Raw genomic sequence first — 12,626 nt, forward strand, 5'->3', positions numbered from 1 at the left:
CGTGGCGGGGGTCGGCCACCCGGCGTAGCGTCTGCGTCGAGAGCCCGGGAACGGAGGTCCGCGCATGGTCCGCAACCTGCTCGGGTCCGTCCTGGCTCTCGCCGGAGCGACGGCCGCCGTATGGAGCCCCTTCCGTGCCTGGTACGACGGCCGTCACGGCAGGCACTACCGCCTGGGCGACCTCTTCTCCGCGGCCGGCGTCACCGACGTCCCCGCCGAGCTCTTCGCCTCGCTCTTCCTGCCCTTCGCGGGCGCCGCGCTGATCACGCTGGTCGGGCTGCTGCTCCGGTCGCGGCTGCTGGTGGCCCTGGCCGGCGTGATCGTCCTCGGCTTCACCGTGCTCTGGCTCGTCCGGGTGGGGCAGGCCGCGGGGAGCCTCGTCATCTCTGGTGACGCGGGCGAGGGCCTGGGCGCCGGCACGGGGCTCGCCTTCGGCGGTGGCCTTCTGCTGCTGCTGGCTTCCGTGGTCCTGCGGGGGCGGGGGGTTCGGGCGGAGCCCGTGTACGTACCCCCGCCGGATCCGGCGGTACCGACGCTCGACGGTCCGCCGATGGACTACCGCTGAGCGCCACCTGGGCCCGCGCCTGTCAGGCGCGGGCCGTCCCCGTCCCCTTCTCCGCGTCCAGGGCGTACACGCACCGGTCCTTGCTGCACGCGTACACCACGCCGTCCTTCACGACGGGCGCCCCGGTGATCTCTCCGCCGGTCGCGAGCTTCCAGCGCAGGCGGCCGTCGTCGGCCTTGAGGGTGTAGAGCAGGTGGTCGGTGGAACCGAAGTGGATCCGGCCGTCGGCGACGGCGGGTGCGCCCACGACGTCGCCGCCCGCCTGGAAGCGCCACTTGGGCGTACCGGTGACGGCGTCGAGGGTGTAGAGGCCCTTGCCTGACCCCACGTGGACGTGCCCCGCGGAGACGAGCACGGGATCGAGCGAGGACCGGGCCTCCGTGGCGATGCGCCACCGGTCGCGGCCGTCCGTGGCGTCGAGGGCGTACACCGTGCCGAGGTAGTCGGCGAGGTAGATCCCGCCGCCCGTGACGGCGGGCCCGGGCGCGAAGGTCGGCGGGCTGAGGAAGACGGCGGGCGCCTCGAAGTGCCAGCGGACGTGGCCGCCGGCGACGTCGATGGCGAGGACCCGGGTGCCGGCGGACACGTACACGTAGCCGTCGTCGGCCTGGGTGATGCGGACGGGCACGCCGCCGCAGGACGCCGCGTCCCCGATGGGGTACGACCAGCGCTCCTCGCCGGTGCGGGCCTCCAGGGCGCGCAGCCGGGCGTCCTTCCAGACGTAGACCGTGCCGTCGTGGACGGCGGGTCCGGCCTCGGGCGACTCGAAGTCGGTCTGGGCGCCGGTGATCTCCCAGAGCTTCTGGCCGTTGGCGGCCTCCCAGGCCTGTACGCCGCCGCCGCGGGTGCCGGTGACGACGGTGCCGCGGTCGGCCTTGAGGGAGTACACCCAGGCGTCGGTCGGCAGCCGCCACAGGTCGGTGCCCTCGCGGGCGTCCAGGGCGAAGAGGGTGGGGCCGTCGGAGGCGTGGACGCGGCCGCCCGCGACCGCCATGGACCAGGCGACGTCCCGGGTCTTGAAGCGGCGCCGGCCGGTGGCCACGTCCAGGGCGTGCACCTCGAAGGACGTGACGTAGACGAGGTCGCCGGCGACGGCGGGGGTGCCCCACACGTCGTTCGACATGCGGAAGCGCCACGGCCGCCAGGCGGTGGCGGAGTCGGGGCCGGGGGCCGGTGCGGGTACCGGGACGGGTCCGGCGCCGGGGAGGTCGGCGCCGTTCACGCCGGGGCGCGGCCGGGACCAGGAGGCGGCGAGGCCGGCCTCGGGAGGAGGTGCCTTCACGGCGGCGGCGCGGGCGTCGGCGACGCGCGGGCCGGGGCCGATGGGCACCTGGCCGCCCGCGAGGCGTACGGGCCCGGTGTCGGGCGCTCCGCCGTGCCTGCCGGTGCCGGCCCCGACCGGGACCGGAGGCGGGTCGTGGGGCGGCGGGGGCGGCACCACGGGGGCGCCACGGCCGCCGCTGCGGCCGGAGGACGGCTTGGCCGCCGGGCGGCCGCCGCGGCGCTGCTCGATGAGGCCGACGGCCCGCTCGGGCAGCCACGCGGACGCGGTACCGCTGTCGTCGGAGCCGGAGCCGAAGAGGTGGGGTGCGAGCTGGGCCTGGAGGTCGGCCGGGTTGGGGCGGGCCGTGGCCTCCATCTGCATACAGGACTCGATCAGCGGACGCAGCTCGTCCGGGAGTCCTTCGAGGTCCGGGCCCTCGCGCAGCAGCATGAAGACGGTCTCGACGGGGTTCGCGCCGTGGAAGGGCGCGTGGCCGGTGGCGGCGAAGACGAGCATCGAGCCGAGCGAGAAGACGTCGCTCGCGCCGGTCACGCTGCGGGAGTCCTTCGCCTGCTCGGGCGACATGTAGGCGGGGGTGCCGACGGCGACGTTGGTCATCGTCAGACGTGTGTTCGACACCCCGGAGGCGATACCGAAGTCGATGACGCGCGGCCCGTCCTCCACCACGAGGACGTTCGACGGTTTCAGGTCGCGGTGGACGAGACCGGCCCCGTGGATGGACTGCAGGGCCTCGGCGACACCCGCCGCGAGCCAGCGGACCGCCTGGGCGGGCATCGGCCCGCACTCGGTCACTATCTCTTCGAGGGAGGGTGCGGGCACGTAGGCGGTGGCCAGCCAGGGCACGGCGGCGCGCGCGTCGGCGTCGACCACGGCGGCCGTGTAGAAGCCGGAGACGGCGCGGGCCGCCTCCACCTCGCGCGAGAAGCGGACCCGGAACAGCTGGTCCTCGGCGAGCTCCGTCCTGACCGTCTTGATCGCCACCCGCCGGCCCGAGGCCGAGCGCGCGAGATAGACCAGCCCCATGCCGCCGGCTCCCAGCCGTCCCAGCACCTCGAACGGCCCGATCCGCCGCGGATCGTGCTGTGTCAGCTGATCCACCACTTGCCTGCCACCTCCCCGTACGCGGCTGCGCTTCCAGCCACCGCTCCAGCCGCAGCTTCGGCCACTGCGCAGCGTCTCACCACCGAACCGCTCCGGCGGCACGCACCCCGATTCTTCCTGGCCGCGGCTCCGGTTGCGAACCCGGGCCCGAATCGGGATGTCTTAGCGCGTCCTATGACAAAAGGCCCGTGCTCGCCTTGCTTTTCAACGTCGCCCGGTGTTTTTCGACGCCTTTCGCAGCTTTGCGCACACCGTTCGTACGCCCTTCAGTACTGAAGCACCGCGAATTTCAAGTTTGCAGCAAGGCAAAGGACGCCCCCTGGCTGTCCGTGACGACGGCCACGCGCCCGTACGAGGTGTCGAAAGGCGGCGCCTGGACCCGTCCGCCGAGCCGCACGACCGTCCCGAGCAGGGCCTCGCAGTCGTCCACCCCGAAGTGGACGAGGAAATGGGGCGGCATCTCGGCCGGGAAGGCCTCGGTGACGAGGACCCGGCCGAAGTCGCGGGTGGTGCCGGGGCCGAAGAGGGCGTCGTGGAAGAGACCGGCGTAGAAGGAGTCGGCGACGGCCGTGTCCCGGGCGTACAGCTCGACCCAGCTGAAGGAGCCGGGCCCGTGCCGCTTGCCGAAGCCGGGGTGCGTGCCGCCCTCCCAGAGCCCGAAGACCGCGCTCTCGGGGTCGGCGGCGAGCGCCATCGTGCCGTACGGGCCCACCGGCACCGGCGCCGTGATCACCTGGCCGCCCGCCTCCCGGATCCGATCGGCCAGGTCATCGGCGTCCGGGGTGGCGAAGTACACCGTCCACACGGTGGGCATCCGGCCATCCCTCTTCGGTACGAGGGCCGCCACGGGCTCGCCGTCGAGGTGCGCCCGCACGGAGCCCGCGTACGGGCCGGGGCCCGTCGGCTCCTCCGTCCTGCCGAAGGGCTCGAAGGTCCACCCGAACAGCTCGCCGTAGAAGCGCTTGCCCGCCTCGACGTCCGGAAGCTGGGCGTCGATCCAGCAGGGGACGCCCTCGGCGAAAGCGGCAGAGCCTTCAGATCCAGCCATGCGGCCAAAGTAACGGCCTTCCGCTCATCCCGCAGAGCGGGCGGCGCCCGCCCACCGCGCCCGCCCTCCACGCCCTCTCCGAGAGCCCGCGCACCCCATTTGCAGTCGGCCGAATCGCGCTCCGATCACCCCTCGGTAAGCTGACGGCATGACAGGACAAGTGCGTACCGTCGACGGCCGTGTGGCCGGTCGACGCGGGCAGGCGACGCGGCAGAAGCTGCTCGACTGCCTCAGCGAGATGCTCAGCTCCTCGCCCTACCGCGACGTCAAAGTCATCGACGTCGCGCGGAAGGCGGGCACTTCACCGGCGACCTTCTATCAGTACTTCCCGGACGTCGAGGGCGCCGTCCTGGAGATTGCAGAGCAAATGGCGGCGGAGGGCGCCGGGTTGACCGAACTCCTCGAAGGACGCTCCTGGGTCGGCAAGGCCGGCTGGCAGACCGCCCAGGAACTCGTGGACGGGTTCCTGGAGTTCTGGCGCAAAAACGACGCCATCCTCCGAGTCGTCGACCTGGGCGCCGCCGAGGGCGACAAACGCTTCTACAAGATCCGCATGAAGATCCTGAACTCCGTGAACAACTCCCTCACGGACACGGTCAAGGAGCTTCAGGCGAAGGGCAAGGTCGACAAGGACGTCAGCCCGGCCGCGATGGCGGGTTCCCTCGTCGCGATGCTCGCGGCGGTGGCCTCGCACCAGAAGGGCTTCCAGACCTGGGGTGTGAAGCAGGCCGAACTGAAGCCGAACCTCGCCCTGTTGGTGCATCTGGGTGTGACCGGCAAGAAGCCGACCAAGTAGTCCGCCGCACCCCCGCGCCGGACGCCGGGTCTTCCAGGCACAAGTCCTGTCACGCAGGCGGCAGTTCACTCAGGTGGGCTGCCGCCTGTCGCGTTCCGGGAACTCCCGGCCCCGTCCCGCCGGACGATCCGGAACAGCCGGATCTCCCGGTCGATACGCGCCTGGTACGTCGCGTACGGCGGCCAGAACTCCAGCAGCGCCTTCCAGACCGTGTCCCGCTCCTCGCCCCGCAGAAGATGAGCGGTGACCGGGATGTCCCTGCCCTTCCAGCTGACCTCGGCCTCGGGATGGGCAAGGAGGTTGGCGGTCCAGGCCGGATGGTCCGTACGCCCGAAGTTGGACCCGATGAGGATCCAGCTCGCACCCTCCTTGCCCTTCCCGCCCTCCGGCATGCAGGCCAGCGGCGTACGCCTGGGCAGTCCGCTCTTCGCACCGCGCGCGGTGAGGATGACACCGGGCAGCATCTGGGCGCTGAGCAGGACCTTTCCGCGGGTGAGCCGGTGTACGGCCCGGTCGAGCGCGGGGATGAGATGGGGTGCGATCTTCGCGAACGCGGGTGCCGAGGACACCTTCTGCACGATCCTGACTCCGGCGCCCATCAGACCGCCACCTCTCCGCCGCCGAACAGCCGGGCCGCGTCCGCCGCGTGCCCCCGCAGCCGGTGCACCGGCCCGAAGAGCAGCTCGTCGCCGGCCGCCCGCTTGAAGTACAGATGCGCCTCGTGCTCCCAGGTGAACCCGATGCCGCCGTGCAGCTGCACGGCCTCGGACGCGGTGATCCGCAGCGCCTCCAGCGCCTGGGCCAGCGCGAGCCCGCCCACGCGTTCCTCCCCGGCGCCCGTCGCCCAGGCCGCGTAGTACGCCGCCGAGCGCGCCGCCTGCACCTGTACGTACAGGTCGGCGAGCCGGTGCTTCACGGCCTGGAAGGACCCGATCGCGCGCCCGAACTGCTCGCGCTGCTTGACGTATTCGACGGTCCGCTCCAGTACGCGGTCGGCGGCGCCGACGGCCTCCGCGGCGAGGACCGCGGCGGCCGAGTCACCGACGGCGGCGAGCGCCCCGGTCACATCGGCGGACTCGCCCTCCTCGCCGAGCAACTCGGCTTCCACGTCCCGCAGTTGGATCCGGGCCTGCGACCGCGTCTCGTCGAGGGAGGTCAGCCGTACGCGGGTCACCCCGGCGCTCCCGGAACCGTCCCGGCCGAGAGAGTCCCCGACGAGCGGGTCCCGTACAAGAAAGAGAAGAGTCCGGGAGCGGGCGAAGCCACCGGCGTGCGCGGCCACGATCAGCAGGCCCGCGCTGTGCCCGTCGAGCACCTGGTCGGCCTGCCCGTACAGCCGCCACCCGCTGTCGGTCCGCCGCGCCTGTACGCCTCCCGCGCGTCCGCCGCCCGCCCAGTCACCGCGGTTGTCGCCGGTCAGCCCGAGGGCGGTGGTCAGGCTCGGGCCCGACACCGCGAGCGCGGCGGTGAGTTCGCCGGAGGCGATACGGGGCAGCAGGGCGGCCCGCTGCCCCTCGCTCCCCAGGGCCAGCAGCAGAGGCACACCGAGCACGGCCGTGGCGAGAAGCGGTGAGGGGGCGAGACTCCGCCCCAACTCCTCACTGGCCAGGGCGAGTTCGGTGACGGTGCAGCCGACTCCTCCGTACGCCTCGGGAAACGCGAGCCCGGGCAGCCCGAGTTGCCGCGCCAGGGTCTCCCAGAGCGCGGGGTCGTACCCGCCTTCGGTCTGCACGGCGGTCCTGACCTCCTCGGGGCCACAGCGTTTGAGGAGGAGCTCACGGAGGGTGCGGCGGATCTCTTCCTGCTCCGCGGTGAAGGTGGCGTCCATGGGCAGCACACTCCTTCGCATCTGACGGCGCGTCATGTTAGAGCGGCGGCGGCCAGATGCACAGAGGTGCGACGCCCTGCGCACCCTGCCGAAGTCCATCGAATCTGATGTACCGTCAGATTCATGACTCAGCGGAAGGTGGCGGTCGTCGGCGTGTCCCTCTCCGACTGCGGCCGGGTGGACGAGGCGACGCCGTACGCGCTCCACGCCCAGGCCGCCCGCCGGGCCCTGGCCGACTCGGGCCTGGACCGCTCGGTGATCGACGGCTTCGCCTCGGCGGGCCTCGGCACGCTGGCACCGGTCGAGGTGGCCGAGTATCTGGGCCTGCGGCCCACCTGGGTCGACTCCACCTCCGTCGGCGGCTCCACCTGGGAGGTCATGGCGGCCCACGCGGCGGACGCGATCGCCGCCGGGCACGCCAACGCGGTTCTGTTGGTGTACGGGTCCACCGCCCGCGCGGACATCAAGGCGGGCCGCCGCACGGGCAACCTGTCGTTCGGCGCCCGTGGCCCCCTGCAGTTCGAAGTCCCGTACGGGCACACGCTGATCGCCAAGTACGCGATGGCCGCGCGCCGCCACATGCACGAACACGGCACGACTCTGGAGCAGTTGGCGTCGGTGGCGGTGCAGGCGCGGGCCAACGCCGCGCTGAATCCGGACGCGATGTTCCGCGACCCGATCACGGTCGACGACGTCCTGTCGGGCCCGATGATCGCGGACCCCTTCACCAAACTGCACTGCTGCATACGCTCCGACGGCGGGGCGGCGGTCCTGCTGGCGGCCGAGGAGTACGTTCAGGACTGCCGTACGGCTCCCGTCTGGGTCCTCGGCACCGGGGAGCACGTCTCCCACACGACGATGTCGGAGTGGCCCGACTTCACGGTGTCACCGGCGGCGGTGAGCGGGCGAACCGCCTTCCGGCGGGCGGGAGTCGGTCCGCAGGACGTCGACTTCGCCGAGATCTACGACGCCTTCACCTACATGACCCTGGTGACGCTGGAGGACCTCGGCTTCTGTGCGAAGGGCGAGGGGGGCGAGTTCGTCGCGAAGGGCCGCCTGAAGGTCGACGGCGGCGACTTCCCTGTCAACACGGACGGGGGTGGCCTGTCGGCCCAACACCCCGGCATGCGGGGCCTGTTCCTCCTCGTGGAGGCGGTCCGCCAACTCCGCGGCGAGGCGGGCGACCGCCAGGTCCACCGCCCCGACGGCCACCTGCCGGAACTGGCGGTGGCCTCGGGAACGGGCGGCTGGTTCTGCTCGTCGGGGACGGTGGTGCTGGGGCGGTCACCGTCCTAGCCCGAAACTGATCGGCGAAGCCCTCGGCTCGCGATCCGAGTTCATGATCCGAAGCCCATTGATTCGAAGCTCATGATCCGACCGCGAGCGCCGCGGGACTGAGGACACGGTTCGGCAGGCGTGTCGGCACGGAGACCACCCGGCGCCGGGCCACGGCGGCCTTGCGGGCGAAGGTCCGGTCCCGGACCTGCTCCAGACCCTGGTCCCGTGCCTGCTCCTGCCCCTGGGTCCGGGCACCCGCGAAGACGAACAGCCGCAGCACCAGGAAGCGTGCTGTCCCGGCGAGCCCGGAGGCGCTGAGGTAGACGGCCTGCTCGGTCGGCATCCCGGGCGACGACTGCACGAGGTGCAGGACCAGCATCGCGAGGGAGGTCACCGCGTACGCCGCCGTCGCCGACCCGGCGGACTGCCAGTGCCGGCGCCAGCCCGCCCGCTGACCGGTCCCGAAGGTGAAGAGCGCGTGCAGCTCCGTGCAGAGGACGGTCGACGCGACGGTGATGACCGCGTTCGCCACCACCCAGGGCATCGAGTCGGCCAGCAGCGCCACCGCACCGCTGGAGAGGACCCCGATCCCGCCGCCGCACACCACGAACCGGACGAAGGAGGCGAACGGCCCGGGAGCAGCCTCGCCCACCGTCTTCGCCTGCTGCGCGAGCTGCGACTCCATGGGGTGTTCCTTCCGGGCGGCGGGGCCGTGAACCCCTGCGATCAACTGGGTTCAACAATGCCGTCGCCCGCCCGCCCCAACGAGACAGCCCGCACCCGAACCCATGGTGGTGCTGGCTCCACCATGGAAGGGGGGTACGCCCGCCGAGCGGCCGTGAACGTCCTCCGCGCGGCACCACGTTTCCGGCCCGCGGAACTGGGATCTCGGTACGGTCCGAGCCGGAGGCAGGCGCGACAATCACCCCATGAGCACAGAGTCCGCCTCCTCGTCTTCTTCCTCCTCCCCGCCCTCCGAGTTCGTACGGCTGCTGAGGGCCCAGCGGGTCTGGGACACCGAGCTGCCCAGCTTCGCCCCGGACACCGCCCCGGCGGAGCCGTTGCCGCTGTTCGAGCGGTGGTTCGCGGAGGCGGTGGGGGCAGGGCAGTCCGAGCCGCACACGATGTCCCTGGCCACGGCGGACGAGGAGGGCCGGCCCGACGTACGGACCGTGATGCTGCACGGCGCCGACGAGGAGGGCTGGCACTTCGCGTCGCACGCGGGCAGCCGGAAGGGACGGCAGCTGGCGGCCCGGCCGTACGCGGCGCTCGGCTTCTACTGGCCCGTGCAGGGCCGGCAGATCCGGGTGCGCGGCCGGGTGACGGTCGCCCCGCCCGAGGTCGCCCACGCCGACCTGCACGCCCGCTCGACCGGCGCCCTCGCCTCCGCGCTGGTGGGCCGCCAGAGCGAAGTCCTCGGCTCCTACGAGGAGTTGGTCCGCGCCTCGGAGGCAGCCTGGCAACGCGCCCAGCGGGAACCGGACGCCCCCGCCCCCTCATGGACGGTGTACGTCCTCACCCCCGACGAGGTGGAGTTCTTCCAGGGCGACCCCCGGCGCCGCCACGTACGCCTCACCTACCGCCGCACCGAGTCCACACCCACTTGGCGCAGCGAACTGCTGTGGCCCTAGGCCCCACGACGTGTACAGCCGGAGCCCCCACCCGAGGCGTCACGAGTCGACAGGCTCTCCGTCCGTGGCGAGCCGTGCGTGCAGATGCACATCCCGGAACGCGTCCTGCCGCCCCGCCTCGAACATCGCCCCCCGCAACGTCCCCTCGTACAGAAACCCACACCGCTCGGCGACCCGGCACGACGCGTCGTGCCCGAGCGCGTGCCCCAGCTCCAGCCGATGCAGCCCGAGCGCCTCGAACGCCCACCGCCCGGCCAGCGCCAGCGAACGCGTCGCGACCTGCCGCCCCCGCGCTTCCGGCAGCACCCAGTAGCCGACCCGCGCGACGCGTATGACGTGGTCGATGTCGTTGACCCCGATGTGCCCGAGCGTCGCCCCGCTCTCCGCGTCGGTGACACGGAAGGAGGCCCCGACACCCTCCACCGCCGCCTTGGCCCGGGCCCGCAGCGACTCCCGCGCCCCGTCCATGTCCTCGATCGACCTGAGCGGGGTGTTCCACCGCTTGAACTCGGGGTCGGAGCACCCCCGCAGCCATGCCTCGACATCCGGGTCGGCCTCCGCGTCCCACGGCCGCAGCCGCAGACCGTGACCGTGGAGTTCGGGAAAGGGACGGGCACCGTGGGACTCGTACAAGTCGGTCATCTGTCCATTCAACAACGGACGCCCGAGCTAGGCGGAAGCGGGCCGGAACACCGGAACCACCACCCTGACCGCGCCCTCGGCCTCCTCCGCGCGGAAGGCCACCTCCAGCGCCATCCCCACCCGCAGTGACTCCTCCCCGCACCCCACCACCTCAGTCATCATCCGCGGACCCTCCGCGAGATCGACGACGGCGGCGACGTACGGCGTGCGGGAGCCGAAGGGCGGCAGGTCGTTGCGGTGGACGACGGACCAGGTGTAGAGCGTGGCGCGACCGCTCGCCGGTTCCCAGGTGACGTCCTCGCTCCAGCAGCGCGGGCAGAACTCGCGGGGGTAGTGGTGGACGCGCCCGCACGCCCCGCACCGGCGCAGGAGCAGTCGCCCCTCGGCGGCCGCGTCCCAGTACGGCCGCGTGAAGGCGTCGACCTCCGGCAGATCGAACCGCGCCCCGCTCACGACAGCACCCCCACCAGAAGAAACCCGGTCCCCAGAACCCCGGCCATCAGAAGAAGCCCACCACGCTGTCCAGCGACCACGTCTGCCAGGACATCCCGAAGAGGGCAACCAGGGAGATCAGCGCCATCATCGCGTTCTGCCCCTGCTCGGCCCAGTCGTGGATCATCAGTACGAGGTAGAGGAGGTTGAGGAGCAGTCCGCCGACCAGGGCGATCGGGGTCAGGAAGCCCACGACGAGACCGAGCCCGAGGGCGAGTTCCGCGTACACGACGACGTACGCCATCGTGCGCGGCCGTGGCGCGACCACCGTGTCGAAGCCACTGCGCACCGCGTTCCACCGGTGCTTGGCCGCGACGTCCGACGCCCACGCGATCCCGGTCCCGCGCTCGAACCAGCCCTTTTTGTCCTTGTGCCGCCAGCTCTCCAGCCACCACAGCCCGAGGCCGATACGGAGCACGGCGACCCATTCCGCCCCGGTGAGCCAGATCGTGTCCATGAACTCCCCTGCCGCCGAACGGGATCTGACGGTACGTCAGTTCAGCGTACGGACGGCGTACGCGCAAGAGCCGCGCCTCACCAAGCCCCCACAACCAGACGCCCTACGTCACGAGCCCCACGCACGCCTCCTACAGCCGTGATCAATCCGCAACCAATTCCGAGCTTGACCGAGACCCATCAAGTGACTACGTGCATACGCTCAGGCACATGGCCGACTCCACAGCGCCCGGGGACCCCGCGGCACAGCCCCTCTCCGACCGCCCCGTGTACGTCATCGGCGGCGGCCCGGGCGGTCTCGCGGCGGCGCACGCGCTGCGCGCGCAGGGCGTGCGCGCCGTCGTGCTCGAAAAGTCCGAGCGCGTCGGGGCGTCCTGGCGACGGCACTACGACCGGCTCCATCTGCACACCACGCGGCGGCTGTCCGGGCTGCCGGGCCTGCCGATGCCGCGCTCGTTCGGGCGGTGGGTGTCGCGCGACAACGTGGTGCGGTACCTGGAGAAGTACGCCGAGTACCACGAGCTGGAGATCGTCACGGGTGTCGAGGTCTCCCGCGTGGAGCCCTCCGCCGACGGCAGCGGCTGGCTGCTGCACGCCACCGGCGGGCGCGAGCTGACCGGCAGCGCGGTCGTCGTCGCGACCGGCTACAACCACACACCGCACGTGCCGGACTGGCCCGGCCGCGACGCGTTCAAGGGCGAACTCCTGCACGCCGGCGAGTACCGCAACCCCGCCCCCTACGCCGGACGCGACGTCCTCGTCGTCGGGGTCGGCAACACCGGTGCCGAGATCGCCGTCGACCTCGTCGAGGGCGGCGCCTCGCGCGTACGGCTCTCGGTGCGGACCGCGCCGCACATCGTGCGGCGGTCGACGGCCGGGTGGGCGGCCCAGTTCACCGGGGTCCTCTGCCGGCGGCTGCCGGTCGGCCTGGTGGACCGGATGGCCGGGCCGCTGGCCAAGGTCAGCGTGCCCGACCTGTCGGCGCAGGGGCTGCCGCGGCCGGACACCGGCCTGTACTCCCGCGTGAACGAGGGCGCCATCCCCGTGCAGGACGTCGGCCTGATCGACGCCGTCCGCAAGGGCCGCGTCGAGGTCGTGCCCGCGGTCGACGGCTTCGAGGACGGCAAGGTCGTCCTCGCGGGCGGCGACCGCGTCGCCCCGGACGCCGTGATCGCCGCGACCGGCTACCGGCGTTCCCTGGAGGGTATGGTCGGCCACCTCGGCGTCCTGGACGGCCGGGGCCGCCCGGTGGTCCACGGCCCGCACACTCCCAAAAACGCCCCCGGCCTCTACTTCACCGGCTTCACCAACCCCATCAGCGGCATGTTCCGCGAACTCGCCCTCGACGCCGAGAAGATCGCGAGAGCGATCACCCGGGACAAGGACCGACGACTCCCGTCCCGCATCACGGGCTGAGCCCCGAGCCCGAGCCCGCGCCCTTCCAGGGGCGCGGGGAACGGCGCGGTCTTTTTTTGGGGACGCGGGGAACGGCGCAATCCTTTGG

Annotated in this window: 13 protein-coding genes; 5 read left to right on the forward strand and 8 right to left on the reverse strand. The window is 72.3% G+C overall.

Annotation, left to right across the window (positions count from 1 at the left end; all coding sequences use genetic code 11):
- The first annotated feature begins 64 nt into the window (after positions 1–64).
- On the forward strand, positions 65–565 hold the full coding sequence (locus tag ACH4YP_RS17695; RefSeq protein ID WP_398491106.1) for a hypothetical protein: 501 nt from the start codon (positions 65–67) through the stop codon (positions 563–565).
- Between the two features lie 22 nt (positions 566–587).
- Here ACH4YP_RS17695 and ACH4YP_RS17700 read toward each other — a convergent pair whose 3' ends face one another.
- Both ACH4YP_RS17700 and ACH4YP_RS17705 read right to left on the reverse strand, forming a co-directional pair.
- Entirely contained in the window at positions 588–2,951 is a 2,364-nt protein-coding gene (locus ACH4YP_RS17700; RefSeq protein ID WP_361050955.1) for a serine/threonine-protein kinase, read from the reverse strand.
- A 289-nt stretch (positions 2,952–3,240) separates the two neighbouring features.
- Entirely contained in the window at positions 3,241–3,999 is a 759-nt protein-coding gene (locus ACH4YP_RS17705; protein WP_398491107.1) for a VOC family protein, read from the reverse strand.
- Between the two features lie 148 nt (positions 4,000–4,147).
- On the opposite strand from ACH4YP_RS17705, the gene ACH4YP_RS17710 reads away from it, so the two are divergent.
- On the forward strand, positions 4,148–4,795 hold the full coding sequence (locus tag ACH4YP_RS17710) for a TetR family transcriptional regulator (protein ID WP_107015451.1): 648 nt from the start codon (positions 4,148–4,150) through the stop codon (positions 4,793–4,795).
- Positions 4,796–4,860: 65 nt separating this feature from the next.
- On the opposite strand, the gene ACH4YP_RS17715 is transcribed toward ACH4YP_RS17710, so the two are convergent.
- Complete coding sequence (locus tag ACH4YP_RS17715; protein WP_361050948.1) at positions 4,861–5,394, reverse strand: nitroreductase family deazaflavin-dependent oxidoreductase; 534 nt, start codon at positions 5,392–5,394, stop codon at positions 4,861–4,863.
- On the reverse strand, positions 5,394–6,623 hold the full coding sequence (locus tag ACH4YP_RS17720) for an acyl-CoA dehydrogenase family protein (protein WP_361050944.1): 1,230 nt from the start codon (positions 6,621–6,623) through the stop codon (positions 5,394–5,396). The genes ACH4YP_RS17715 and ACH4YP_RS17720 overlap by 1 nt, the downstream gene beginning before the upstream one ends.
- Positions 6,624–6,746: 123 nt before the next feature.
- Between ACH4YP_RS17720 and ACH4YP_RS17725 the strand changes: the two genes are divergently transcribed.
- A complete protein-coding gene (locus ACH4YP_RS17725) occupies positions 6,747–7,919 on the forward strand; it encodes a thiolase C-terminal domain-containing protein (protein WP_361050941.1) in 1,173 nt (390 codons plus the stop codon).
- 70 nt (positions 7,920–7,989) lie between these two features.
- Here the strand turns inward: ACH4YP_RS17725 and ACH4YP_RS17730 are convergent, their stop codons facing one another.
- Positions 7,990–8,586 carry a GtrA family protein gene (locus ACH4YP_RS17730; RefSeq protein WP_398491108.1) on the reverse strand — a complete coding sequence of 199 codons (597 nt, stop codon included), beginning with the start codon at positions 8,584–8,586 and terminating at the stop codon, positions 7,990–7,992.
- Between the two features lie 244 nt (positions 8,587–8,830).
- Between ACH4YP_RS17730 and ACH4YP_RS17735 the strand changes: the two genes are divergently transcribed.
- Complete coding sequence (locus ACH4YP_RS17735) at positions 8,831–9,532, forward strand: pyridoxal 5'-phosphate synthase (RefSeq protein WP_361050936.1); 702 nt, start codon at positions 8,831–8,833, stop codon at positions 9,530–9,532.
- Between the two features lie 39 nt (positions 9,533–9,571).
- Here the strand turns inward: ACH4YP_RS17735 and ACH4YP_RS17740 are convergent, their stop codons facing one another.
- Genes ACH4YP_RS17740 through ACH4YP_RS17750 form a run of 3 tightly spaced genes read right to left on the reverse strand, consistent with a single transcriptional unit; the run spans position 9,572 to position 11,123 of the window.
- Positions 9,572–10,174 (reverse strand): GNAT family N-acetyltransferase, encoded by a 603-nt coding sequence (locus tag ACH4YP_RS17740; RefSeq protein WP_398491109.1) that lies wholly within the window; start codon positions 10,172–10,174, stop codon positions 9,572–9,574.
- 27 nt (positions 10,175–10,201) lie between these two features.
- On the reverse strand, positions 10,202–10,627 hold the full coding sequence (locus ACH4YP_RS17745) for a Zn-ribbon domain-containing OB-fold protein (protein WP_398491110.1): 426 nt from the start codon (positions 10,625–10,627) through the stop codon (positions 10,202–10,204).
- Positions 10,628–10,673: 46 nt separating this feature from the next.
- On the reverse strand, positions 10,674–11,123 hold the full coding sequence (locus tag ACH4YP_RS17750) for a DoxX family protein (protein ID WP_361050927.1): 450 nt from the start codon (positions 11,121–11,123) through the stop codon (positions 10,674–10,676).
- Between the two features lie 209 nt (positions 11,124–11,332).
- Between ACH4YP_RS17750 and ACH4YP_RS17755 the strand changes: the two genes are divergently transcribed.
- Positions 11,333–12,538 (forward strand): flavin-containing monooxygenase, encoded by a 1,206-nt coding sequence (locus ACH4YP_RS17755; protein ID WP_398491111.1) that lies wholly within the window; start codon positions 11,333–11,335, stop codon positions 12,536–12,538.
- Positions 12,539–12,626 lie beyond the last annotated feature (88 nt).

Origin of the sequence: Streptomyces sp. NPDC020747 (assembly GCF_044334695.1) — a bacterium.
GTDB lineage: Bacteria > Actinomycetota > Actinomycetes > Streptomycetales > Streptomycetaceae > Streptomyces.